This is a genomic window from Streptomyces sp. CB01249 (genome assembly GCF_001905735.1).
Classification (GTDB): domain Bacteria; phylum Actinomycetota; class Actinomycetes; order Streptomycetales; family Streptomycetaceae; genus Streptomyces.
Window position 1 is genome coordinate 207,884 of the sequence record NZ_LISW01000002.1, and the last position, 20,943, is coordinate 228,826.

The 20,943-nt window shown below is 70.8% G+C and carries 29 protein-coding genes; 12 read left to right on the forward strand and 17 right to left on the reverse strand.

Features of this window, described 5'->3' with window-relative positions:
- Positions 1 to 89 precede the first annotated feature (89 nt).
- Entirely contained in the window at positions 90 to 440 is a 351-nt protein-coding gene (locus AMK18_RS09250; RefSeq protein ID WP_234011763.1) for a hypothetical protein, read from the forward strand.
- Between the two features lie 52 nt (positions 441 to 492).
- On the opposite strand, the gene AMK18_RS09255 is transcribed toward AMK18_RS09250, so the two are convergent.
- Complete coding sequence (locus AMK18_RS09255; protein ID WP_073862449.1) at positions 493 to 1,140, reverse strand: LuxR family transcriptional regulator; 648 nt, start codon at positions 1,138 to 1,140, stop codon at positions 493 to 495.
- A gap of 78 nt (positions 1,141 to 1,218) precedes the next feature.
- Here AMK18_RS09255 and AMK18_RS09260 point away from each other — a divergent pair, with 78 nt between their 5' ends.
- Positions 1,219 to 2,061 carry an oxidoreductase gene (locus AMK18_RS09260; RefSeq protein ID WP_073862450.1) on the forward strand — a complete coding sequence of 281 codons (843 nt, stop codon included), beginning with the start codon at positions 1,219 to 1,221 and terminating at the stop codon, positions 2,059 to 2,061.
- A gap of 9 nt (positions 2,062 to 2,070) precedes the next feature.
- Here the strand turns inward: AMK18_RS09260 and AMK18_RS09265 are convergent, their stop codons facing one another.
- The 3 genes from AMK18_RS09265 to catA all read right to left on the reverse strand — a co-directional run bounded on the left by AMK18_RS09265 (position 2,071) and on the right by catA (position 3,877).
- The gene (locus tag AMK18_RS09265) at positions 2,071 to 2,628 is read right to left on the reverse strand and encodes a PIN domain-containing protein (protein WP_073862451.1); all 558 of its coding nucleotides are present in this window, start codon (positions 2,626 to 2,628) and stop codon (positions 2,071 to 2,073) included.
- 3 nt (positions 2,629 to 2,631) lie between these two features.
- Entirely contained in the window at positions 2,632 to 3,093 is a 462-nt protein-coding gene (locus AMK18_RS09270; protein WP_073862452.1) for a helix-turn-helix domain-containing protein, read from the reverse strand.
- Positions 3,094 to 3,226: 133 nt separating this feature from the next.
- A complete protein-coding gene (gene catA, locus AMK18_RS09275) occupies positions 3,227 to 3,877 on the reverse strand; it encodes a type A chloramphenicol O-acetyltransferase (protein WP_018101497.1) in 651 nt (216 codons plus the stop codon).
- A gap of 94 nt (positions 3,878 to 3,971) precedes the next feature.
- Here catA and AMK18_RS09280 point away from each other — a divergent pair, with 94 nt between their 5' ends.
- Complete coding sequence (locus AMK18_RS09280) at positions 3,972 to 4,766, forward strand: carboxymuconolactone decarboxylase family protein (protein WP_073862453.1); 795 nt, start codon at positions 3,972 to 3,974, stop codon at positions 4,764 to 4,766.
- A gap of 97 nt (positions 4,767 to 4,863) precedes the next feature.
- Positions 4,864 to 5,589 (forward strand): hypothetical protein, encoded by a 726-nt coding sequence (locus AMK18_RS09285; protein WP_143202259.1) that lies wholly within the window; start codon positions 4,864 to 4,866, stop codon positions 5,587 to 5,589.
- A 43-nt stretch (positions 5,590 to 5,632) separates the two neighbouring features.
- Here AMK18_RS09285 and AMK18_RS09290 read toward each other — a convergent pair whose 3' ends face one another.
- Together AMK18_RS09290 and AMK18_RS09295 are read right to left on the reverse strand one after the other, a co-directional pair.
- A complete protein-coding gene (locus AMK18_RS09290; RefSeq protein WP_073862455.1) occupies positions 5,633 to 5,872 on the reverse strand; it encodes a DUF397 domain-containing protein in 240 nt (79 codons plus the stop codon).
- Entirely contained in the window at positions 5,862 to 6,644 is a 783-nt protein-coding gene (locus AMK18_RS09295; protein ID WP_073863208.1) for a helix-turn-helix domain-containing protein, read from the reverse strand. Before AMK18_RS09295 ends, AMK18_RS09290 begins: the two co-directional genes overlap by 11 nt.
- 117 nt (positions 6,645 to 6,761) lie before the next feature.
- Between AMK18_RS09295 and AMK18_RS09300 the strand changes: the two genes are divergently transcribed.
- From AMK18_RS09300 to AMK18_RS09315, 4 genes are all read left to right on the forward strand, one after another.
- Complete coding sequence (locus AMK18_RS09300) at positions 6,762 to 7,187, forward strand: hypothetical protein (RefSeq protein ID WP_202533835.1); 426 nt, start codon at positions 6,762 to 6,764, stop codon at positions 7,185 to 7,187.
- Between the two features lie 208 nt (positions 7,188 to 7,395).
- Positions 7,396 to 8,244, forward strand: coding sequence for a hypothetical protein (locus AMK18_RS09305; protein WP_073862456.1), 849 nt, complete (start codon positions 7,396 to 7,398; stop codon positions 8,242 to 8,244).
- A gap of 96 nt (positions 8,245 to 8,340) precedes the next feature.
- A complete protein-coding gene (locus tag AMK18_RS09310) occupies positions 8,341 to 9,003 on the forward strand; it encodes a TetR/AcrR family transcriptional regulator (RefSeq protein WP_073862457.1) in 663 nt (220 codons plus the stop codon).
- A gap of 44 nt (positions 9,004 to 9,047) precedes the next feature.
- The gene (locus AMK18_RS09315) at positions 9,048 to 9,635 is read left to right on the forward strand and encodes a helix-turn-helix domain-containing protein (RefSeq protein WP_018101488.1); all 588 of its coding nucleotides are present in this window, start codon (positions 9,048 to 9,050) and stop codon (positions 9,633 to 9,635) included.
- Positions 9,636 to 9,648: 13 nt separating this feature from the next.
- Here the strand turns inward: AMK18_RS09315 and AMK18_RS09320 are convergent, their stop codons facing one another.
- Positions 9,649 to 10,218, reverse strand: coding sequence for a hypothetical protein (locus AMK18_RS09320; RefSeq protein WP_073862458.1), 570 nt, complete (start codon positions 10,216 to 10,218; stop codon positions 9,649 to 9,651).
- 112 nt (positions 10,219 to 10,330) lie between these two features.
- Here AMK18_RS09320 and AMK18_RS09325 point away from each other — a divergent pair, with 112 nt between their 5' ends.
- Positions 10,331 to 10,597: a type II toxin-antitoxin system Phd/YefM family antitoxin gene (locus AMK18_RS09325; protein ID WP_073862459.1), complete on the forward strand. Its 267-nt coding sequence runs from the start codon at positions 10,331 to 10,333 to the stop codon at positions 10,595 to 10,597.
- Positions 10,594 to 10,848 (forward strand): Txe/YoeB family addiction module toxin, encoded by a 255-nt coding sequence (locus AMK18_RS09330; protein ID WP_073862460.1) that lies wholly within the window; start codon positions 10,594 to 10,596, stop codon positions 10,846 to 10,848. The genes AMK18_RS09325 and AMK18_RS09330 overlap by 4 nt, the downstream gene beginning before the upstream one ends.
- Here AMK18_RS09330 and AMK18_RS09335 read toward each other — a convergent pair.
- Positions 10,820 to 11,542, reverse strand: coding sequence for a GDSL-type esterase/lipase family protein (locus AMK18_RS09335; RefSeq protein WP_073863209.1), 723 nt, complete (start codon positions 11,540 to 11,542; stop codon positions 10,820 to 10,822). The genes AMK18_RS09330 and AMK18_RS09335 overlap by 29 nt on opposite strands.
- A gap of 58 nt (positions 11,543 to 11,600) precedes the next feature.
- Here AMK18_RS09335 and AMK18_RS09340 point away from each other — a divergent pair, with 58 nt between their 5' ends.
- Positions 11,601 to 12,590, forward strand: coding sequence for a hypothetical protein (locus AMK18_RS09340; RefSeq protein ID WP_073862461.1), 990 nt, complete (start codon positions 11,601 to 11,603; stop codon positions 12,588 to 12,590).
- Between the two features lie 6 nt (positions 12,591 to 12,596).
- Here the strand turns inward: AMK18_RS09340 and AMK18_RS09345 are convergent, their stop codons facing one another.
- Positions 12,597 to 12,992 carry a PPOX class F420-dependent oxidoreductase gene (locus AMK18_RS09345; protein ID WP_073862462.1) on the reverse strand — a complete coding sequence of 132 codons (396 nt, stop codon included), beginning with the start codon at positions 12,990 to 12,992 and terminating at the stop codon, positions 12,597 to 12,599.
- Positions 12,993 to 13,074: 82 nt separating this feature from the next.
- Here AMK18_RS09345 and AMK18_RS09350 point away from each other — a divergent pair, with 82 nt between their 5' ends.
- Positions 13,075 to 13,569, forward strand: a complete 495-nt coding sequence (locus tag AMK18_RS09350) for a GNAT family N-acetyltransferase (protein ID WP_073862463.1) — start codon at positions 13,075 to 13,077, stop codon at positions 13,567 to 13,569.
- 4 nt (positions 13,570 to 13,573) lie between these two features.
- On the opposite strand, the gene AMK18_RS09355 is transcribed toward AMK18_RS09350, so the two are convergent.
- The 8 genes from AMK18_RS09355 to AMK18_RS09390 all read right to left on the reverse strand — a co-directional run bounded on the left by AMK18_RS09355 (position 13,574) and on the right by AMK18_RS09390 (position 20,904).
- On the reverse strand, positions 13,574 to 14,200 hold the full coding sequence (locus tag AMK18_RS09355; RefSeq protein ID WP_026171311.1) for a Uma2 family endonuclease: 627 nt from the start codon (positions 14,198 to 14,200) through the stop codon (positions 13,574 to 13,576).
- A gap of 150 nt (positions 14,201 to 14,350) precedes the next feature.
- The gene (serC, locus tag AMK18_RS09360; RefSeq protein ID WP_073862464.1) at positions 14,351 to 15,469 is read right to left on the reverse strand and encodes a phosphoserine transaminase; all 1,119 of its coding nucleotides are present in this window, start codon (positions 15,467 to 15,469) and stop codon (positions 14,351 to 14,353) included.
- Between the two features lie 95 nt (positions 15,470 to 15,564).
- Positions 15,565 to 16,773 carry a cytochrome P450 family protein gene (locus AMK18_RS09365; protein ID WP_073862465.1) on the reverse strand — a complete coding sequence of 403 codons (1,209 nt, stop codon included), beginning with the start codon at positions 16,771 to 16,773 and terminating at the stop codon, positions 15,565 to 15,567.
- Complete coding sequence (locus tag AMK18_RS09370) at positions 16,770 to 18,005, reverse strand: cytochrome P450 (protein ID WP_018101476.1); 1,236 nt, start codon at positions 18,003 to 18,005, stop codon at positions 16,770 to 16,772. The genes AMK18_RS09365 and AMK18_RS09370 overlap by 4 nt, the downstream gene beginning before the upstream one ends.
- Complete coding sequence (locus AMK18_RS09375) at positions 18,002 to 18,649, reverse strand: GTP-binding protein (protein ID WP_026171310.1); 648 nt, start codon at positions 18,647 to 18,649, stop codon at positions 18,002 to 18,004. Before AMK18_RS09375 ends, AMK18_RS09370 begins: the two co-directional genes overlap by 4 nt.
- Positions 18,630 to 18,995 (reverse strand): DUF742 domain-containing protein, encoded by a 366-nt coding sequence (locus AMK18_RS09380; protein ID WP_018101474.1) that lies wholly within the window; start codon positions 18,993 to 18,995, stop codon positions 18,630 to 18,632. Before AMK18_RS09380 ends, AMK18_RS09375 begins: the two co-directional genes overlap by 20 nt.
- Entirely contained in the window at positions 18,992 to 19,429 is a 438-nt protein-coding gene (locus tag AMK18_RS09385; RefSeq protein WP_073862466.1) for a roadblock/LC7 domain-containing protein, read from the reverse strand. Before AMK18_RS09385 ends, AMK18_RS09380 begins: the two co-directional genes overlap by 4 nt.
- The gene (locus AMK18_RS09390; protein WP_073862467.1) at positions 19,426 to 20,904 is read right to left on the reverse strand and encodes a sensor histidine kinase; all 1,479 of its coding nucleotides are present in this window, start codon (positions 20,902 to 20,904) and stop codon (positions 19,426 to 19,428) included. The genes AMK18_RS09385 and AMK18_RS09390 overlap by 4 nt, the downstream gene beginning before the upstream one ends.
- Between the last annotated feature and the right edge of the window lie 39 nt (positions 20,905 to 20,943).

The window sequence follows — 20,943 nt, forward strand, 5'->3', positions numbered from 1 at the left end:
GCGCGCCGGTTCGCGGCAACCCCCAAGCGGACCGGCGGAGTTCGGAGAGCGCGGTCACCCCCCGCGCCCAACTGCAAAGGAACACCCTCATGTTGCGACACAACGTCATGCGCGGAGTCCTGGTCGCCGCCACCCTGGCGGGCCTCACCGCCTTCGGCTCGGGCGCGGCGACCGCGGCGACGGCCGACGCCACCCCGTGCCACGTCGACGGGTACGTCTGCATGACCACGAACGACATCTACGAGCCGACGGTCTACGTCGCCGACGGGAGCGACTACACGTTCCTGCGGCCCACCGAGGTCACCACCATCTCCAACGACACGTCGAAGCTGTACTGCGTCGCCGCCGAGTACAACTTCACCCTGTCCCCGGGCCAGACCATCACGGTGACCCACACGATCACCTCGATGGGCCCCACCAGCGCGGGCTGCCTCTCCTGACCCACACCCCCGGCACCCCCTCCGCACTCCGGCGCGAGGGGGCGCCTTGGGTTCAGCCGCCCCCCGGCAGCCCCAGCTTCCCCGCCCGCAGGCCCGCCTGGAAGCGGGACGCCGCCTGCAGCGTCACCATCAGGTCGGCCACGCGGCGGCGGTACGTGCGGAGGGAGAGGCCGAGGTGGCGGGCGGCCGAGTCGTCGGTGCGGCCCGTGCTCAGGGCTTCCAGGATGCGGCGGGAGTCCGGGGTCAGCTGCGGGGTGTCCGTGGCGAGGTACGTGTCGTAGTCCGCCGACCGGTCCCACATCGCGTCGAACAGCGAATGCACGCCGTCGATCATGGTCTTCGCGGTCGTGACCGAGTACTCGCGGCCGGTGGTCGACTCGCGGCCGGCCAGGATCATGACCCGGCGGTCGATGATGATCGTCTCGTGCGGGAGCTCCGCGTCGGTGATGCGGACCTGGGCGCCGGCGTCCAGCACCAGGCGCAGGTGCTCGCGGGTCGCCTCGTCCGCCAGGGCCGCCGGGGTGAGCAGCTTCCGGGTCGTGAAGCCGGGGCCCGGGGTCGTCCAGGTCTCCGGCCGGGGCCAGGTCGTCAGCGTACGGGCGGCGCACAGGAACTCGGTGCGGGAGGATTCGAGGAGGTGTCCGGCGCGTGTCAGCAGCTCCGCGTCGCCGTGGACCGAGAAGATCTGTTCGTTCCGCATACCGCCAGTCTGGCAGTACGGCTGGCAGCAACCTGCCACGCGCTGGGCCGTGCCCGGCCCTCCGGAGAGCATGAATCCATGACGACCACCACTTTCGCCCTCGGCGGCGACCTCACCGTCAACCGTCTCGGCTTCGGCGCGATGCGCCTGCCCATGAGCACGTTCGACGGCCCCACCCGCACCCCGGAGAACGGCATCGCGGTGCTCCGCCGGGCCATCGAGCTGGGCGTGAACCACATCGACACCGCCGCGTTCTACGCCCGGGGCGACGTCCGCGCCAACGACCTCATCCGGGAGGCGCTCGCCCCCTACCCCGACGACCTGGTCATCGCCACGAAGGTCGGCCCCCTGCCCGGCCCCGACGGCCACCCGAGCGTCCAGGCGACCGCCGACCAGCTGCGCGCCCTGGTCGAGGCGGACCTGACCGCCCTCGGCGTCGACCGGCTCGACGTCGTCAACCTCCGGGTGGGCGGCATGAGCGGCCCCGGCGGCGAGTCCGTCGCCGAACGCTTCACCGCCCTGGCCGCCCTCCGCGAGGAGGGCCTGATCCGCCACCTGGGCGTCAGCAACATCGACGCCGCCCAGCTCGCGGAGGCCCGCGCCATCGCCCCCGTGGTCTGCGTCCAGAACCCGTACGCGGACGACCTGGCCCTCCTCGCGGAGTGCGAGGCCGCCGGCATCGCGTACGTCCCGTTCTTCCTCCTCGGCGGCGGCCTCACCCCCCTGGACACGACCCGCCTCGACAAGGTCGCCACCCGCCTGGGCGCAACGCCCACCCAGGTCCAGCTGGCCCTGCTCCTGGCCTCGTCCCCGTCCCTGCTCGCCATCCCCGGCACGGGCAACCTCGCCCACCTGGAGGAGAACATGGCCGCCCGCGACCTGGTCCTCACGGAGGAGGACGTGGCGGAACTGCGGGGCTGAGGCCCGGGGTCAGGCGAGCGCCCTCAGGGCTGCGGCGGACGAGACGAGACGGTTCCGGTCCAGGCGCTCGATCACGTCGGCCACCGTGCCCGGCGGATTCGTCCAGCTGTCGGCGATGCGCTGGATCTCTCCGTAGACGATCTCCGGCGCCAGGTCGATCTGCGCTTCGAGGAACGCGTCCGGGTGGACGGCCTCCACGTCCCAGGGCGCCAAGGCTTCCGCAGGGAAGTCCTTGAGGTTGAACGTCACGATCACCTGGGCCTTGGCGCGGATCGCCGCAGCGAGGACGTGCCGGTCGTCCTTGTCCGGCAGTTCCAGTATGTCGATCAGCGGTTCGTACCCCTTGACGAGGCAGTCCCGTACGGCCGCCTTCATCAGCCGCCGTGTCCTGGCCAGGGTGTCGGGGGCCAGGTCCGGGCGGTTGGCCCGCAGGTTGCGGAACGTCTCGTCGAGGATGGTCTCCGTCCACTTCGCCTGTACGAGACCGGCCCCCGCGACGCGGATGAGCACGTCGCGGAGGATGTTCGGGTAGAGCACATTGGCGTCGTACACGGCGACGAAGGCCATCGGCTACATCAGTCCCGTCTCCTGGCCGAGCCGAGAGAGCTCGTCCGCCGCTTCACGGCGACGCCGGTCGTCAGCCTGCTTGTACTCCATGAGCGACGACGCCGTGATCCTGCGGTGTGTTCCGACCATGCGGCACTCGATCTCGCCCGCCTCCAGGAGGCCGATGAGGAACGGCCGGGAGACGTTGAGGATGTCCGCCGCCTGCTGGGTGGTGAGCTCGGCGGTGCTGGGGACGATGGACACGCCTCGGCCCGCCCCCAGGTGGGCGAGGAGGCCGGCGAGCAGCTCGACGGCCTCCCGGGGCAGGGTGAGCGGCTCGTGCTCGCTGTCGTTCAGGGGCTTGACGGCGATCTGGGCGAGGTCGGGGTGCTCGGTGAGGTAGCCGCGGACGCGAGTGAGGGCCCGGTTCGCTGCGGCGGTCTTCTCGGGTGGGAGCTTCACGGGCCTGATGTCTGTCTTCGTCATGGTGCGCCCCTAAGTTTGCGTGGCGGGTGGGCGTCATTGACCGGCGATGCATTCAGTATCCGCAATATCCGCAACATACGCAATAAATGTAACGCAGTCGGGACGGTCCGTTACCGCATAACGCCACCGCCCCCTACAGCCAGTCCGGCTCCGCCACCAGCGCCTCCAGCTCGTTCACCAGCCGTGCCGTATGGAACCCGTCCGCCGCCGCGTGGTGCACCTGCACCGCCAGGGGAAGCAGCACCCGGTCGTCCCGGGACACGTAGCGGCCCAGGGTGAAGATCGGGGCCAGGTGGTCGTAGCCGTCGCGGATGTTGAGGTTGAAGCCGGTGAAGGCGCGCCAGGGGAGGCTGGATACGTCGAAGGCGTTCGGTGGGGGCGGGCCCTGGGGGAAGAACTCCGTCGCGTCCGCGTGCTTCGACAGCAGGGGGGCCGCCGCGTCGTGGAAGGCGCCGAAGTCCGCGTCGTACGGCGACCACACGCACGCGAACGTCTCCCGTTCCGCGTTGAACACCGTGAACGCCGGGTGCACCACCGGCCACACCGCCGGGTCGCCCGACTCCGTCAGGCACAGGCGGAACTCCTCGTGGCGGTTGACCACCGTGGCCAGCGCCCACACCTGCGCCAGGTACGACTTGCGGGGCGAGCGCCGCAGCGCGGCCGTGAGGGCGGTGACGTCCACCTCCACCGTCATCGAGTACGTGCACGGTACCCGGCGGCGGTAATGTGCGAAGTGCTCCCGGCGCGGCCAGGCGTCCAGATCGATGGGGGTCGGCGCGTCCATCCGGGCATCATCGCAGCCGCCCGCGCCCCCGCCCCACCCATTTTCGCGGGGCGCGCTTGCGTTGGAGTGCACTCGAACTCCTACCGTCATCCGCATGAGCACCGAACAGCAGAACGACCGGTACGAGCGCGGTTACGCGGCCCTCAGCGAGGTCGCCGACGGCGCCCAGGACGCGGTCCTCGACGGCCTCGTCGACATCGCCCCGCACATGGGCCGCTACATCGTGGAGTTCGGCTTCGGCGACATCTACACGCGCCCCGGACTCACCCGCCGCCAGCGCCAGTTGAGCACCGTCGCCGCCCTCGCCGCGATGGGCAACGCCGCGCCTCAGCTCCGCTTCCACATCGGCGGCGCGCTCAACGTCGGCTGCACGCGGCAGGAGATCGTGGAGGTGCTGATCCACGTCTGCGTGTACGCCGGTTTCCCCGCCGCCCTCAACGGCCTCACCGCCGCCCGCGAGGTCTTCGAGTCCCGCCCGGACGAGCCCCCCTTCGTCCCCGCCACCGACGCCCCGGGCGGCGACCGGTACGCACGCGGTCAGCAGGCCCTGGCCGACATCGACGGGCACGCGGGCCAGCAGGTCATCGACTCCCTCAAGGACATCGCGCCCGACCTCGCCCGCTACGTGCTGGAATTCTCGTTCGGCGACATCTACTCCCGTACGGGCCTCGACCTCCCGACCCGCGAACTCGTCACCGTCGCCCTCTGCACCGCCCTCGGCACGGTCGGCCCGCAGCTCCGCGTACACCTCCACGGCCTGCTCAACGTGGGCGGCACGCGGGAGGAGGCCGTGGAGGTCATCACGCAGATGGCCGGTTACGCCGGTTTCCCGGCCGCGCTGAACGGGCTCACGGCCGCGCGCGAGGTGTTCGCGGCCCGGGACGAGTGACGCCTGCATGGAAAAGCCCGGCTACGGAAACAACCCGTATGGCGAGTCGCACAACGTCTCCGAGACCAACGCCACCTACTGACCGGGGGGTCATCGCATGCGCTCCAAAGTTCTGGCAGCTACTGCTGGATCAGCCATCGTTGTCGGCGCATTGGTGACGTTACTGGTGGTTCAGGCCCACGGGGACGATCATCAGTCGGCTCGATCCTCGGTGGTCATCTCCCATGGTGATCAGCTGCTGCCCAGTGACACACTCACGGATTGGGTCACCTACGGTGATCACCTCGTGGTCGCCACGGTGACCGGTCAGCGTGAACTCGCCCCGACGCCGGAAGAGACCGAGGCGGGCGAGGGCTACATCCCCCGCGTGATCAGTCTCCGGATCGACAACGTGCTGTGGTCGCGGAACGAAGCGCCGAACGCGCCGTCAACCTTCGAGACGGACATCGACGGTTGGCAGTTCCACGGTGACCGGCGCGACGCCGTCCGCATGGAGGGCGAACCCATGCTGGAGGTGGGCAAGCAGTACGTTCTGCCCATCCTCTACTTCAGCAAGACCAAGACGGTGCAGAATGCCGGCTGGTCGACGCTGAGCCCGAATTCCATCGTTCCCTACCAGGAGGGAATCCTGGGCAAGGGCGACGTCATCCCGAGCGTGCGGCAGGCGGACGGCGACACCAAGCCGGCCGACGCGCGTGGGCCGTTCTTCGGCAAGGCGCCCGAAGAACTGGTCTCAGCGCTCAAGTCGACACCGCCTGATCCCGCTGCCGCCGACGCGATGAAGCTGCCTCCCGACGAGCGCGCCAAGCGCGCCCACGAGTGAGAGGGCAACGGCCCCGGACCGTGGGCCGGGGCGGTGCGCCTGCTCAGGCGGCGGTGTGGCGGATGAACGTCCCCCAGGTGTCGGGGGAGACGGCGAGGGCGGGGACGGTGATGTCCTTGGAGTCGCGGACGTGGACGGTGTGCGGGCAGGTGGCGACCTCTACGCAGTCACCGCCGTTCTGGCCGCTGTAGCTGGACTTGGACCAGGAGAGCGCGACCTCGACGCAGTTGCCGCCTTCTGGGCCGCTGTAGCTGCTCTTGAACCACTCAAGGTCAGTGCTCATAGTCCTTTACCATCTGCTTGATCAGCTCGCGCGACTCTTCCGGGCTGAGAGCCTGGGACCGCAGCATGCCATACCTGGCGAACAGGTCTCCCAGCTGGGGCTGTTCGCTGACGAGGAAGTTGCGCCCCTGTACCTCCAGGTACGCCAGCCAGCGCCGGTCCTCGGTCTCCAGCAGTGCGAATGACCCGCCCAGACCGGCGTGTGCTTCCCGGTGGGGCGACATCACCTGGATACTCACGTGACGCAGACGACTGATGTCGAGGATGTGCTGGAGCTGGGCTCGGTGCACCTCTCGACCTCCGATGGGACGATTGAGTGCGCCCGGTTCCAGTACGAAGCTGATGTCCGGGAGCGGTTTGCGTGTCAGTAGCGTCTGTCGCGCCAGACGTCCAGCTACCAGCCTCTCGATGGTCTCGTCGTCCAGGGGCGGGCAGGCTTGGCTGAAGACTGCGCGTGCGTGCGCCTCGGTCTGCAGCAACCCGGGCACCACATGGCACTCGTACTCGTAGCGCGCTACGGCCTTCGCTTCCTCGTCGGCGAAAGGCTCGAACCAAGTCGCCACGCTGCTGAACTTCAGCTCCACCGCCGCAACGATCAACGCGCCGTTCGCGGCCGTCGCCGAATCGGCCTTGGGGATGAAGTCCCCTCTCGGCGGCCTCTGGCCCCTCTCCACCATCGCCACCTGCGACTTGGAGAAGCCGATCCGGAGCCCTAGCGCTTCTTGCGACAGTCCCGCCCGGTCGCGGAAGTGGCGCAGCAGCGCACCGAACATCCGGGGGGTGCTGCCGCCGGTATTACTGGAGTGCACAGCTCTACCTCCAAGTGCACAGCAGTGCACAGACGCCTTGTGTCCCTGGTCACGTTAAGTGCGGGCGCCGACGCTTACCGTATGGAACCGAAAAATTCACCGAACCTGGTGCCCAGCTGGATTCCCGTCAGCGGTCACGCCCTGCGGCACGCGGGCATTCACTTCGACGCGATCCGGATCTCCGGCGTACTGGGCGAGCAAGTCTCGTACGAGATCATGCAGTTCACGGACTTTCAGGCCGGACCGATCATCCGCTCGCACATCGGGATGCGGAGCATGTACTTCCTGGTCGAGCCCGGCACGGCGAGTGCGTACCGCTGGCCGGCGGGCGTGGACGCGCTCGTGCGGAAGGGCTCGGACTTCGTGGGCGTGCCCGCGCTACGCGGGCTGACGTACCCGCTGGACTGGCGTTCGGAGCCGACCGCCGAGGATCCGTTCGTGGATACAGCACTTCTGTTCGAGCTGGTAACCAAGGTGGTGTCGGACGGAATTTCTGCTGTACGGTGACGGCGTCGTTACGCTCCGTGCGCACCGCGCACGGGGCGGCCCCCGGGAGGTGCAGCAACACCCGGTCCGAGGGCCTTCACCCCTGATGGATTCACGAGGTCCACCGAAGATGCTTTGGCATGCTATCTCGCCCTCCCGCGCCTATGTGAAGGCTGCACATGATGTCGTGCGTCATTCGAATCTGAGCAGTGACGCAAAGGTTCTGATCATGTACGTGCAGGGTTTGCCCGAGTCCCGCGCGAGCGAGGCGCTGAGCGATCACGCGAAGAGGATCGGGATCAAGGGCCGGGCGTATCAGCGGGCCAAGTCCCAGCTGAAGGAGGCCGGTTACGTCCATGAGTGGCGGTGGCAGGGCCAGGGCGGGCTGTGGATGACGGATCAGCTGTTCTCCAACGTGCCGCTCACGGACGAGGAGGCGCGGGGGCTCAGGGGCGCGAAGGCGCAGGTCGAACCGGCTGATCGGTCACCGGCGGGCGGTCGAGCGGCTACCCGGTCGGTCGGCACTTCCCAACCAGAGGTTGAAGAAGAACGTGAGGAGAACACTCCCCACCCACCCACCGAAGCGCCTGCGGCCAAGGCGGCAGAGGCGGCCGGGGCGGCGGAGCCGGAAGTCGCCCAGGCGGAACGCGTGTTGCTCTCGCTGCGGCACGCGAACCCGCAACTGCACCTCGGCGTACGCGAGGCGCGCGGCCTGTCCGAGATGGCGGCGGACTGGCTGCGGCGGGGCGTGAGGGCGTCGGAGCTGCGGCAGGCTCTGGTGAACGCCCTCCCGGCGGAGGGCGTGCGGTCGGCCTACGGCTTCGTACGCCACCGCCTCGTACACAAGCTGCCGGAGGCACCCGCGCCCGTGGCGCCGGTGGCGACGGTCAGGCCGCATGTGACGTGCGAGGGGGACGGGCCGGAGCATGTGTTCCGGCCCAGGGCGGACGAGACCTTGTGCGGCCCCTGCGCCCAGCAGGCGGCCGAGGAGGCGCATTTCGCGAAGTACCCGCCACGGCAGCGGCCTTGGCGGGAACGGGTGACGGCGATCCTGCAAGAGGACGCCGCAGTGCGCTGAGGCGCACGTCCGTTCGCGGTGTGGCGGTCTTTGCCGTAGGCGTGGCGGGGCGGGGACAGTGGTGGCTCGGGGGCCGGTTCGGACTGAGGAGGACCCGTGGTGGATACCGTGGTGGAGCTTTGGGACGGCGTACGGGCGGTGCGCGACCCCGCGCGGGTGCGTGCGCAACTCATGGCGGCCGGACGGACGTTGTTCGCGGTGTACGGCTACGCGCACACGTCCGTCGAGGATCTGTGCGCGGAGGCGCAGGTGGAGGTCCGGGACTTCCACCGCGAGTTCGCCTCGCGCGAGGCGCTGCTCACCGACCTGTACGACGAGGTCGCGATGGCCGGAATGCAGGCCGCGCAGGTGGAGTTGGCGGCGGAGGGCATGGAGACCTGCCCGACCGAGGAGCGGGTGCGCAGGCTCTTCGACGCGTACGTCAGGTCCGTGACGCGGGACCCGCAGGCGGCCCGGGTCGCCTTCGTGGAGGTGCTGGGCGTGAGCCGGGCGATGGAGGAGCACCTCTCGATGTGGCGCGCGGTGTGGGTGGAGTTCCTGACGGCGGAGTCCGAGCGGGCCCGGACGCGGGGGCACGGGGTTGACGGTGACCTCGCGGTGGTGGTGAAGGTGCTGACGCGGTCCGTGGACGAGCTGCTGGCGCACCATGGGCGGCGGCCCCGGCAGGTGCCGCCGTCGTGGCTGACCAGTGAGTTCACCCGGCTGTCGATGGCGATGATCGGTCCGGCGGAACCGGGCTCCCCGGGCGCCACCGTTTGACAAGGTGCCTTGCCGGGTCGGCAAATGGAACCATGGCAGACCCGATGGGTGACGAGGATCTGGCCGCCGTCCTGACGGGCGTCGGCCCCCGCCTCCGCGCGCTGCGCACCGAGCGCGGGACGACGCTGACGCAGCTGAGCGAGACGACGGGCATCTCGCTCAGCACGCTCTCCCGCCTGGAATCGGGCGGCCGCAAGCCCACGCTCGAACTGCTGCTGCCCCTGGCGAAGGCGTACGGCGTCCAGCTGGACGAACTGGTCGGCGCACCGGACACGGGCGATCCCCGCGTCACCTTCCGCCCCTTCAAGCGCCACGGGATGACCTTCGTCCCCCTCACCCGGCATCTCGGGGGCGTCAACGCGTACAAGCAGGTCATGCCGGGAGCGACGGGCCCGTCCGGCCCGGTCGAGCAACGGGTCCACGAGGGCTACGAGTGGCTGTACGTCCTGTCGGGGCGGCTCCGGCTGGTCCTGGGGGACCACGATCTGGTCCTGACGGCGGGCGAGGCGGCCGAGTTCGACACCCACACACCGCACTGGTGGGGGGCGGCGGGGCCGGACCCGGTGGAGTTCCTGAGCCTGTTCGGACCGCAGGGCGAGCGGATGCACGTACGGGCGAAGCCGACGGGGTGACCGGGCCGCCGCGTCACGGGAACTCCGGAGCCGTCCCGGTGCGGCCTGCGGACGCCGACGCGGAGGCGAGGACGAGGAAGCTGCTGAACGCGAGGAACACGGCCGATGTGGCGCCGGAGATCCGGAGATCCGCCTTCAGCGCCTCGTAGTACGCGGGCTCGGTGAGCTCGACCCGGACGCTGTGCTGAGGGTCCGCGGTCTTGTCCCAGTAGGTGTAGTAGTAGCCCGACGCGTCTGCTTTCGCGTCCTCGGCCGTACCGGCACCGGTCGCGAAGCCGAGCGCGGCCAGGCAGATGACGGCCGCGTAGGCGACCTTGAGGGCGCGTGGCAGCAGCCGGACGTAACGGCCGAGCCGCCCGGCGTTGCGGGAGCCCGTCAGCTGGGCGGCGGCCCCGCTGATGAAGCCGCAGACGAGCGCGACGGAGAGGGCCGGGAACGCCGAGAGGAACAGGCCCCTGACGAGCCACTGCGGCGCGGTGTACTCGCCGGGCAGCCAGGTCGAGGCCATACACAGGAGATCGACCCCGCACAGCCCCGCCACCAACCAGAAGAGCACCCGGTAGCCGCCCCGCAGCTCCTCCATGCCGGATTCCTTTCCCGCCCGCGAATACCGGGTCCCCGATGCGGGGATCTCTTGCCGAGGGTGCCCAGAGTGGTACGTTATCGAGTACCACTCTCGAAGGGAAGGCTGAGCCATGTCCATCACCGCGAGTGAAGCCCGCAAGGCTCTCTTTCCGCTGATCAAGAAGGTCAACGACGATCACGAGGCCATCGAGATCGTCTCCAAGCACGGCAACGCCGTGCTCGTCTCCGCCGAGGACTACGCGGCTCTGCGTGAGGGCTCGTACCTGCTGCGCTCCCCGGCGAACGCGCGGCGGCTGCTCAGGGCCTACGAGAACGCACTGGCTCACATCGACGTGTCGGAGCGTGAGCTGATCGATCCGGCCGAGGGTGCCGAGTGAGGCTTGTCTTCGAGGACCAGGGCTGGGAGGACTACACGTCCTGGCTCAAGAACGACCGCAAGATACTCGCGCGGATCAACAAGCTCATCGAGGACGTCAAGCGCGACCCGTTCACGGGCATCGGCAAGCCGGAGCCGCTGAAATACCACTTGCCCGGAGCGTGGTCGCGCCGCATCGATGACGAGCACCGGCTCGTCTACCTGGTCACGGCCAAGGAAATCGTCATCCTCGCGGCCCGCTACCACTACTGACTGCGAAGGCGGCCGCCGCCGCGTATCGGCCGCCCACGCCCCACGCCTCGTGCAGCGCGTTCGCGAAGGCGCCGGCCAGGTGGTGTTCGCCCGTGGGGTTCGGGTGGGTGCCGTCGTACGTGGAGGTGTGGATGTCGTACGCCGGGGGGTGGGAGGCCAGGAGGAGGGGGGATTGTGGGGTGGACGCGTCCGCCACCGTCTTCGCCAGGGCTTCGTTGAAGGCCGCGCACTCCGCCGCGAACGGGGCGTCCGTCTCCGCCCGGACGTTCGGGATCACCGGGAGCAGCACCACGCGGATGTGCGGGTTCGCCTCGCGGGCCGCCGTCAGGAACGCGGCGGTGTTCTCCGCCGTCTGCGCGCTGTCCGTGTAGAAGCCGAGGTCTATCAGGCCGAGGGAGACCAGGAGCACGTCCGGGCGGTGCGCGGTCACCGCGTCCGCGATCAGCGGGGCCATGTGGAGCCAGCCCTCGCCCCAGCCCGCGAGGTGGCGGCGCGCGGCGGGCGGGAAGTCGTCGGCGGCGTACGCGGAGGACGAGGCCGTGCCCGTATCGGCGTCGTACAGGGCCGTGCGCGGGCCCACCAGCTCGTGCGGGCCGTCCGGTGCGGCCTCCAGGTGCTGCCACATGCGGTAGCGCCACGTGAAGTCGCCGGCGCGTCCGATGGTCATGGAATCGCCGACACACATGAAACGCATGGCGCCATCATGGCGGATCTTGGCTACGCGCCGGTAGGTGACGATGGACACTTGTGCCATGCGTTCGTACCGAATGACGTCCTCCCTGGGCGCCGCCGCCGTGCTCCTCGCCCTCGCCGCGGCCCCCGCGCTCGCCGACGACGGGGCCGACCGGAGCTTCACCATCGAGGACCCCCGGATCACCGAGTCCAGCGGGCTCGCCGCGAGCCGGCTCCACCCGGGGATCTACTGGACGCACAACGACAGCGACGACGGTCCGTACGTCTTCGCGGTCGATTCCCGTACGGGCAAGACGGTCGCGACCATCACGATGAAGGGCGTCGGCGCCCCCCGCGACGTCGAGGCCATCTCGATCGGGCCGGACGGGGACATCTACGTCGGCGACATCGGGGACAACCTCAACGGCAGCTGGGACCACGTCTGGATCTACCGCTTCCCCGAGCCGAAGACGCTCAAGGACGCGACCGTCCGGGCCACCCAGTACGACGTGAAGTACGCCGACGGGCCGCGCAACGCGGAGGCGCTGATGGTCCACCCCAAGACCGGGCGGGTCTACATCGCCTCGAAGAACGAGGACGGCGGCGGCCTCTACGAGGGGCCCGCGAAGCTCAGCACCGGCGGCGACAACGTCTTCCGGCGGGTCGGGGAAGTGCCCTGGGTGACGGACGGGGCCTTCTCCCCGGACGGCAAGGAGCTCGTCCTGCGCTCCTACTTCAGCGCCCGCGGCTACGCCTTCGCGAACGGCCGCCTCGGCAAGGACTACGACGTCGAGTCACCCCTGCTCCCGCAGTCCGAATCCGTGACGTACACGGCGGACGGCTCCGCCCTGATGTACGGCTCCGAGGGCAGGCGGAGCAGTGTCGTGCGGGTGGACCTGAAGAAGACCGGGGACGGGGGCGGCGGGTCCACGCACCGGGCCGGGGGGACGAAGGACACGGCCGACGACGGGGACGGGGTGCCGGTGAAGGGCACGACGCTGACCGGTGTCGCCGTGCTGGCGGGGATCGGGCTGCTGCTCCTCCTCGGCAGGCGGCGCCGCAAGGGCTGAGCGCGCTCAGGACTCCATCGGCCGGATCTCGTAATGCAGCGTCCGGTCCCGCTTCAGCCGGTGGGCCAGCGGGACGAGGACCCCATGCATCGCCGGGTACTTGCGGGACAGCATCCGCGACGCGTGCGTGTTCTCCTTCGAGCCCGCCGGGAGGAGGCGCGCGTGGGCCTCGATCTGCGGGCCCGTGGGGCGGCCGCGTACGGTGCACGGGCCGATCCGCACCACCGGGTGGTTGCGCATGCGCTCCACCTTCCACGCCGAGGAGAACGTCCGGATGTAGGCGTGGTCGCCCTCGACCGCGATGTTCACCGGGGTGTCGGCGTGCGTCCCGTCCTGCCGCCGCGTGCTCAGCAGGACCGCGTACTGCTTCACGAAGGGCTTGAGCTGCGGGACCGTATCCATACGTCCATGGTCCGCCGGTACGGGCCGGGGCTCATCCGGGCGCGGGGCGCCTCGCAGGGGTTTCGCGTAAGGTCCCCGGACCATGAGCCCCCGCACCCCCGAGCCCTTCACCACGCCCCGCCTGGACGCGCTGCCCCTGCGGGTGGAGTACGCGGACGAGATGGCCGCCGTCCTGGCCGACCCGGCGCTCCACACCTTCACGGGCGGTGCCCCGGAGACCCCTGAGGGGCTGCGGGCCCGGTACGCACGGCAGACCGCCGGTTCGCCGGACCCGGACGAGCTGTGGTGGAACTGGGTGCTGCGCGCCGGGGACGCCCTCGTGGGCTACGTGCAGGCGACGGTACGCGGCGACCGCGCCGAGATCGCCTGGGTGGTGGGCGTCCCGTGGCAGGGGCGGGGGTACGCCGGGGAAGCGGCCCGGGGGCTGGTCGCGCATCTGAGGGAGGCGGGCGTCACGACCGTCGTCGCCCACATCCACCCCGAGCACGCGGCGTCGGCGGCGGTGGCGGCCGGGGCCGGTCTGGCGCGCACCGGCGAGTGGGAGGACGGGGAGGAGCGGTGGAGGCTGGGCCTCTAGCGCCTCAGGCGTCCGGCGTACGGGGCTTGGCGCGGCCCGCCTGGATCAGTTCGGCGACATCGAGGCTCACCTCGGCGCCGATCGACGCGGGCAGCGGCGCCTGCTGGCCGGGCGCGTACACCTCGTGGCGGTCGTACGAGCTGCCCAGCGGTTCCGTGAGGACGTGGACGCGTCCGTGCCTCCGGTCGAGGATCACGTAGACGGGGATCTTCGCCTCGGCGTACGCGGCGACCTTGTGCCGGAGGTCGCTGGCGTAGTTGCTGGAGGTGACCTCCAGAACCAGGCGGAAGACGGCGGGGTCGTAACTGTTGTTCTTGATCAGGTGTTCATCGAAGTCCGCATCCACCAGGGCGAGATCCGGGACGGCGAAGTCCTCGGGACCACCCGGCAGCCACAGGCCGATGCCCTGGAGGACCGCCGTCTCCCCGTCATCGAGTCCGGCCGTGATGAATGGACGCATGAGCTTGGTCAGAGCGCGGGCGTGCGGGCCGTCCGGGGGTGGGGCCACGGTGATGACGCCTCCGATGATCTCGACGCGATGGCCGGGATTCTGCTCGGCGAGCCGGTTGGCCGTGACGAGCAAAGGCTCCGGTCCATCGTCACAGGGGTGCTCGACTGCTGCTGCAGACATTGCGGGCCTCCTGGAATGGCTGGTGTCGAGACCATCATCGTAGGGCGGAACGGCCCCAGACCGTGTTTCTGGCATATGCCACACGGTCGAGTGAAGCAGAAACGGCCCTGCACACCGTGAGGTGTGCAGGGCCGTTCCGGGGCGTACGGGCTACAGCTTCTCGATCACGTAGTCGATGCAGGCCGTCAGGGCCTGGACGTCCGTGGGGTCGATGGCCGGGAACATGGCCACGCGGAGCTGGTTGCGGCCGAGCTTGCGGTAGGGCTCGGTGTCGACGATGCCGTTGGCGCGGAGGGCCTTGGCGATCGCGGAGGCGTCGATCTCGTCCGCGAAGTCGATCGTGCCGATGACCTGGGAGCGCTTGGCCGGGTCGGTGACGAACGGGGTCGCGTACTTGGACTCCTCGGCCCAGCCGTAGAGGTGGCCGGAGGAGGCGGCCGTGCGGCCGGTCGTGAAGTCCAGGCCGCCCTGGGAGTTCATCCACGTCAGCTGCTCGTTCAGCAGGAAGAGCGTGGCGAGCGCCGGGGTGTTGTACGTCTGGTTCTTCAGCGAGTTGTCGATTGCCGTGGGCAGCGAGAAGAACTCCGGGATGTGCCGGCCCGAGGCGTGGATGCGGGCCGCGCGCTCCAGGGCGGCCGGCGAGAAGACGCCGATCCAGAGGCCGCCGTCGGAGGCGAAGGACTTCTGCGGGGCGAAGTAGTAGACGTCCGTCTCGGCGATGTCGACCGGGAGGCCGCCCGCTCCGGAGGTGGCGTCCACCAGGACGAGGGAGCCCTCGTCGGCGCCCGCGACGCGCTTGACGGGCGCCGCGACACCGGTGGAGGTCTCGTTGTGCGTGAAGGCGTAGACGTCGACGCCCGCCTCGGCCTGCGGGTCCGGGTGCGTGCCCGGGTCGGAGGCGATGACGGTCGGGTCCGCCAGCCACGGGGCCAGCTTGGCGGCCTTCGCGAACTTCGAGGAGAACTCGCCGAAGTTGAGGTGCTGGGACTTGGACTCGATCAGACCGTGCGTCGCGATGTCCCAGAAGGCGGTGGAGCCACCGTTGCCCAGGATCACCTCGTAGCCCTCGGGGAGGGAGAAGAGGTCGCGTACGCCCTCGCGCACCGCGCCGACCAGGTTCTTCACCGGTGCCTGGCGGTGGGACGTACCGAGCAGAGACGTGCCGGTGGCGGCCAGCGCGTCGAGCGCCTCGGTCCGCACCTTGGAGGGACCGGCGCCGAAGCGCCCGTCTGCGGGCTTGATGTCAGCGGGAATCTGGATGTCGGCCACGAGTCGGAGCGTAACGCCTCGGTGCGGAGGCCACGCACCCTGTCCGTCGGATGAGACAGGGGTTCCGACTCGTGGCCCGTGGGCCGGGGCCCGGGTCAGCTCAGCTCGACCGGCAGTTCGAAGAGGTCGTTCTGCGTCACGATCGGCTTGTTGCGCAGCTCGGTGGCGGGAACGGCCAGCTCCAGCTCCGGGAACCGCTCGTAGAGCGCGGGCAGGGCGACGCCCGCCTCCAGCCGGGAGAGGGCCGCGCCCGGGCAGACGTGCGGGCCGTGGCCGAAGGCGATGTGCCGGTTGGGCGAGCGCGTGACGTCGAACTCACCGGCCGTCGGGCCGTGCTGCTTCTCGTCGCGCCCCAGCGCGCCGAAGGAGACGATCAGGGCCTCGCCCTTGGGCAGGACCTTGTCACCGACCGGTACGTCCTCCGTCGCGAAGCGGATCAGGACGTGCGAGGTGGGGGTGTTCCAGCGCAGCGTCTCCTCGATCACGTTCTCCCACGGCACCTCGCCGGAGAGGACCTGCTTGCGCTGCTCGGGGTGGGCCTCCAGCGCGACGACCGCGTTCACGATGAGGCTGATCGTCGTCTCGTGGCCCGCCGCGATGATCAGTTGCAGCGTGTTGACGATCTCCTCGTTGCTGAGGTGGTCGCCGTCCTCGGAGGCCTCGATCAGGGCGCTGGTCAGGTCGTCGCCCGGCTCCGCCCGCTTCGCGTCCACGATCTTCGTGAAGAGCGCGCCGAGGTCCGCCATCATCTGCGGGACCTCCTCCGGCGGCGTCTGCGTCGAGAAGAACTTCTCGAAGAGCTCCTTGAGCCGGGGGTGGTCGGCGGCGTCGACCCCCATCAGCTCACTGATCACGTTCATCGGCAGCGGGTAGGCGAACTCCGCCTTCAGATCGACCCGTTCGCCCTCGGGAAGGGCGGCGAGGCGGTCCAGGCTCGCGGTCGTCAGCGCCTCGATGCCCGCGCGCAGCCGCTCCACCCGCTTCACGGTGAGGGCCTGCGCGACGAGGGTGCGCAGCCGGCGGTGGTCGGCGCCGTCGACGGTCAGCATCGAGCGGCCCGGGTTGGCCAGGCCGATCAGCGGCCAGTCCATCGGGATCTCGCCGCGCTGCCAGGCGCCCCAGACGTTGATGTCCTTCACGATCCGGGTATCGGTGAGCAACTGTCTCGCCTCGGCGTGGTGCGTGACGGCGTAACAGTGCACCCCGCCGGGGAGTTCGACCTCGGCGAGCGGCCCCGCGGCGCGCAGGGCGGCGCTCTCGCCGTCCAGGTCGGCGACGAAGGGGTCGAGGGCGATGCGAGTCATATCCGGCCTCCGAGGGCGGGGGTGGGCGTGAAGACGACGGGCAGACTGGTCATGCCCCGCAGCCAGGGGGAGGGGCGCCGGGTGAGCTGCCCGGCGGGGACGTCCAGGTCGATGTCCGGGAGGCGGTCCAGCAGGACCTCGATGCCGGTGCGGGCGATGACCTCGGCGGTCTCCTGCGCCGGGAACGGGCAGCGGTGCTCGCCGTGCCCGAAGGACAGGAAGGCGCTGTTGCCGCCGGTCAGGGCCGAGCCGTCGACGCGGATCTGGGGGTCGGAGTTGGCGGCCGCGATGCCCAGGAGGAGCAGGTCGCCCGCCCGGACGTGGCGGCCCCCGAGGTGCGTGTCGCGCGCGGCCCAGCGGCCGGCGACGTTCTGCGTGGGGGTGTCCTCCCACAGCACCTCGTTCATGGCCTCGGCGACGCTGTGCCGGCCGCCGGAGAGCGAGGCGGCGAAGCGGTCGTCGGTGAGCATCAGCCGCAGCGAGTTGCCCATCCAGTCCGCGGTCGGCTGGTGGCCCGCCGCCATCATGACCATGAGGTCCTGCATGACCTCCTCGTCCGTGAAGCCGCCGGGGTCGGCCAGCATCCGGGTCGCGACGTCGTCGCCCGGCTCGGCGTGCTTGTCCGCCAGCAGCTTCAGCATCGTCGCGGCGAGGTGCTGCTGCCCGGCCAGGGCGCGTTCCCGGCCGTCGATCATGTCGTTGATCGAGCCGACGAGCGCGTCGCCGTCCGCGTCGCTCACGCCGTACATCCGGGCCAGGACGCGGGCGGGGAGCAGCATGGCGTACTCGGCGATGATGTCGGTCGAGCCCTTGGAGCAGAACCGGTCGATGAGCTCGTCGGCGAACTCCTCGGCGAAGCGCTTGAGGGCGAACGAGTCGATCGCCTCCAGCGCGTTGCCGATCATCGCGGCGCGTTCGGCGTGCCGGGGGCCGACGGTGTAGAGGATCGAGGGCTGCTTCCGGCCGATCATGGGCAGCAGGGGCCAGTCGGCGGGGACGTTCTCCCACTGGTTCCAGAGGTCCGAGTCGCGGCTGAACAGCACCGGGTCGCTGGTGACCTGGTGGAGTTCGCGGTAGTCGAGGACCAGCCAGGCGGGGAGCCCGCCGTCCAGGACGACGGGCGCCACGGCTCCGTGGTCGCGCCGGATCTCCCGGTACAGCCGCACCGGGTCGCCCTGGAAGCGGGGTCCGGACAGCGGCACGGCACCGGCCGCGTGGGGGCACTCGGTCACGGGGTGGGCTCCGGGGTCAGGGCGGGGGTGTCCTCGGCGGGTGCGGGGGTGTCCCCCGTACGGGCCGCCGAGAGCCGGTGCAGGTGCTCGACCAGGGTGATCAGCACGTACTTGCTGGAGGACCGGTCGCGCGCGTCGCACTCCACGAGCGGGACGTCCGGGGAGATGTCGAGCGCTTCCCGGATCTGCTGCTCGGTGTGGAGCGGGCCGCCGAAGTCGTTGCAGGCGACGATGAACGGCGTGCCGTGGTGCTCCAGGCGGTCGATCGCGTACCAGGAATCGGCCAGGCGCCGGGTGTCGACGAGGACGACGGCGCCCAGGGTGCCGGAGAACAGCCGGTCCCAGAGGAACCAGAAGCGCTCCTGGCCGGGCGCGCCGAACAGGTAGAGCACCGAGCGTTCGTCCAGGCTGATCCGGCCGAAGTCGAAGGCGACCGTGGTGGACGTCTTGGACCCGACGCCGTCGAGGTGGTCGACCGCCTCGCCCGCGCGGGTCATCGTCTCCTCCGTGTTGAGCGGACGGATCTCGCTCACGGATCGGACCATGGTGGTCTTGCCGACCCCGAAGCCGCCGACCACGACTATCTTCAGTCCGTTGTCGGCCGTCGCTCTCAGGGCGGCGCGGTCAGAGGTTGCGGAGTCCAACGAGCACCTGTTCCAGGATGTCGGGGGCGGGAAGCCGGTCCGATACGCGTGCGGTACGCGGATGGCGGGCGCTGATCCGGCCGGTGTCGAGCAGATCGCAGAGCAGGATGCGCACGATGCTCACGGGCAGGTCGAGATCGGCGGCGATCTCCACGACGGCGGTGGGCCGCTCGCACATCCGGAGGATCGCCACGTGCTCCGACTGCATGCCGGGGGCCGGCTCGCACTCGGCGACGACCAGGGTGACCAGGTCGAAGGCGGCGGAGTCGGACCGGGTGCGGCCGCCCGTCAGGGTGTACAGCCGGTCCGGCGCGTCGTCCCTGCCGGGGCGGGAGCGGGGTGTCATACGGCCGTGCCCCGGGCGGCGGCGACCGCGTCGAGGGGTTCGCGCGGCGGGGCGACCAGGTGCTCGCCCAGCTGCTCGACCAGCTCGCTCATGTTGTGGCCGACGAGGCCCACGTCGGCGCTCTCGGCGGCGACGACCGCGAGGTGGGCGCCCGCACCCGCCTCCACGATGAAGAGGATGCCGCCGTAGAACTCGGCCATGGCGGAGCGGACGCCGCCGCTGCCGTTGCCGAATTCCACGGACGCGCCGTGGGACAGGCTCTGGATGCCGGCGGAGATCGCGGCGAGCTGGTCGGCCTGGTCGACGGAGAGCTCGGGCGTACGGCACAGCTTGAGGCCGTCCCTCGACAGCACGAGGGCGTGCCGGGCGCCGGGGGTCCGTTCGAGGAGCCCCTCCAGCAGCCAGTTGAGCTTCTCGTCGGTGGTGGCGGTCATCGGGAGCTGTCCTCCGGGGGTGGGGAGTCGGGCCGTACGGCGTTGCGGAAGCTGCTGAAGCGGGCCGCCCGGGCCTTGGGGTCGGGTGCGCCCTCCGCCGCGCCGGTCTCCCCGGCGGGTTCGGGGGCGGTGGCCCGGGCCCTGGCCTCGGCGGCGGCCAGGGTGCGCCCGCGCGAGCGCTTGGGCAGGCCGCTCTCGCCGAACTTCGGGAGGTTGCCGGTGGTCTCCGAGGCGGAGTCGGAGCGCATGGGCTCGGGGGCGGACGGCCGGGCGGCGGGGTCCGTCCCCAGGGTGTGGACGGGCTCGGGCTCGGTCCCGGCGGGGGCGGCCGCCGGGGCGGGCGCGGAGGCGGCGGGCGCGGGTTCCGGGGTGGTCCGGGGCGTGGTGGCGCGGGTGACGATCTCCTGCGGGAGCATCATCAGCGCGCCGGTGCCGCCGCGCGCGGAGGGCCGGAAGGAGACGGTCAGCCCGTGTTTGCGGGCCAGCCGGCCGACGACGGCGAGCCCGAGGCGGGTGCCGGTCAGGCCGGTGAGGTCGGCGTCGTCGGCGGAGACGGCGCGCTCCGCCCGGCGCAGCTGCACGTCGCTCATGACGAGGCCGCTGTCCTCGACGGTGACGACGATTCCGGCCGGGACCTCCTCCACGTACACATGGACCTCGGCGGTGGGCGGCGAGAAGTTCGCGGCGTTGTCGAGGAGCTCGGCGAGGGCGTGCATGACGCCCTCGGCGGCGTGGCCGGAGACGGCGACGTCGCTGGTGGAGTGGAGCCGGACGCGCTGGTAGCCGCTGATCCGGCCCATCGCGCCGCGCAGCACGGACTCCATGACGATGGGCTTGGCCCAGCGCCGTCCGGAGCGGGCGCCGGTGAGCACGGCGATGGAGTCGGCGAGGCGGCCGGCCTGGGCGGTGCGGTGGTCGAGGTGGAGGAGGTCGGCGAGGACGTCCTCGGAGGTGTGCCGGTGCTCCATCTCGCGGAGGTCGGCGAGCATGCTCGTCGCCAGGGCCTGCATCCGGCCGGCCGCGTTGGCGCAGGCGGTGAGGGCGGCGGAGCGCTCGGTCTCGGCGCGCGAGGCGCGGGCCTTGAGCCGGGCGTTCTCGGCGGTGAGGCGGGCGGTGCCGGCCTCGGCCTCCTCCCTGGCCTTCGCCGTCTCCGCGGCGGCGGCCGCCTTGAGGCGGGCGTTCTCCGCGGTGAACCGCTGGGCGTCGGCGGCGGAGGCCGAGACCATGCGGGAGACCTCCGCCGTGAACCGGCCGCTCTCGGCGGCGTGCGTCGCGCGGAGGCGGCGCACGGTGGCCCGGGCGTGGACGGCGGTGGTGACGGCGGCCACGAGGAGCAGGGCGGCTCCGCCGGAGCCCCAGGCCACCGCGGTCCTGGCCGATTCGGGAGCGGCGAAGGTCGCCCACACGCTCAGGGCTGCGGAGAGGGCCACCGTGACCAGAAGGGCCAGTGCGGTCGGCCGGGTAGAGGGGCGCAAAGCGGAGTCCTTGGGGCGGACGGCGGCGGACGGGGGCGA

Coding starts and splice junctions, on each gene's coding strand:
- AMK18_RS09250 (WP_234011763.1), top strand. CDS start 90: ATGTTGCGACACAACGTCATGCGCGGAGTCCTGGTCGCCGCCACCCTG.
- AMK18_RS09255 (WP_073862449.1), bottom strand. CDS start 1,140: ATGCGGAACGAACAGATCTTCTCGGTCCACGGCGACGCGGAGCTGCTG.
- AMK18_RS09260 (WP_073862450.1), top strand. CDS start 1,219: ATGACGACCACCACTTTCGCCCTCGGCGGCGACCTCACCGTCAACCGT.
- AMK18_RS09265 (WP_073862451.1), bottom strand. CDS start 2,628: ATGGCCTTCGTCGCCGTGTACGACGCCAATGTGCTCTACCCGAACATC.
- AMK18_RS09270 (WP_073862452.1), bottom strand. CDS start 3,093: ATGACGAAGACAGACATCAGGCCCGTGAAGCTCCCACCCGAGAAGACC.
- catA (WP_018101497.1), bottom strand. CDS start 3,877: ATGGACGCGCCGACCCCCATCGATCTGGACGCCTGGCCGCGCCGGGAG.
- AMK18_RS09280 (WP_073862453.1), top strand. CDS start 3,972: ATGAGCACCGAACAGCAGAACGACCGGTACGAGCGCGGTTACGCGGCC.
- AMK18_RS09285 (WP_143202259.1), top strand. CDS start 4,864: ATGCGCTCCAAAGTTCTGGCAGCTACTGCTGGATCAGCCATCGTTGTC.
- AMK18_RS09290 (WP_073862455.1), bottom strand. CDS start 5,872: ATGAGCACTGACCTTGAGTGGTTCAAGAGCAGCTACAGCGGCCCAGAA.
- AMK18_RS09295 (WP_073863208.1), bottom strand. CDS start 6,644: ATGTTCGGTGCGCTGCTGCGCCACTTCCGCGACCGGGCGGGACTGTCG.
- AMK18_RS09300 (WP_202533835.1), top strand. CDS start 6,762: ATGGAACCGAAAAATTCACCGAACCTGGTGCCCAGCTGGATTCCCGTC.
- AMK18_RS09305 (WP_073862456.1), top strand. CDS start 7,396: ATGTACGTGCAGGGTTTGCCCGAGTCCCGCGCGAGCGAGGCGCTGAGC.
- AMK18_RS09315 (WP_018101488.1), top strand. CDS start 9,048: ATGGGTGACGAGGATCTGGCCGCCGTCCTGACGGGCGTCGGCCCCCGC.
- AMK18_RS09320 (WP_073862458.1), bottom strand. CDS start 10,218: ATGGAGGAGCTGCGGGGCGGCTACCGGGTGCTCTTCTGGTTGGTGGCG.
- AMK18_RS09325 (WP_073862459.1), top strand. CDS start 10,331: ATGTCCATCACCGCGAGTGAAGCCCGCAAGGCTCTCTTTCCGCTGATC.
- AMK18_RS09335 (WP_073863209.1), bottom strand. CDS start 11,542: ATGCGTTTCATGTGTGTCGGCGATTCCATGACCATCGGACGCGCCGGC.
- AMK18_RS09340 (WP_073862461.1), top strand. CDS start 11,601: ATGCGTTCGTACCGAATGACGTCCTCCCTGGGCGCCGCCGCCGTGCTC.
- AMK18_RS09345 (WP_073862462.1), bottom strand. CDS start 12,992: ATGGATACGGTCCCGCAGCTCAAGCCCTTCGTGAAGCAGTACGCGGTC.
- AMK18_RS09350 (WP_073862463.1), top strand. CDS start 13,075: ATGAGCCCCCGCACCCCCGAGCCCTTCACCACGCCCCGCCTGGACGCG.
- AMK18_RS09355 (WP_026171311.1), bottom strand. CDS start 14,200: ATGTCTGCAGCAGCAGTCGAGCACCCCTGTGACGATGGACCGGAGCCT.
- AMK18_RS09365 (WP_073862465.1), bottom strand. CDS start 16,773: ATGACTCGCATCGCCCTCGACCCCTTCGTCGCCGACCTGGACGGCGAG.
- AMK18_RS09380 (WP_018101474.1), bottom strand. CDS start 18,995: ATGACACCCCGCTCCCGCCCCGGCAGGGACGACGCGCCGGACCGGCTG.
- AMK18_RS09385 (WP_073862466.1), bottom strand. CDS start 19,429: ATGACCGCCACCACCGACGAGAAGCTCAACTGGCTGCTGGAGGGGCTC.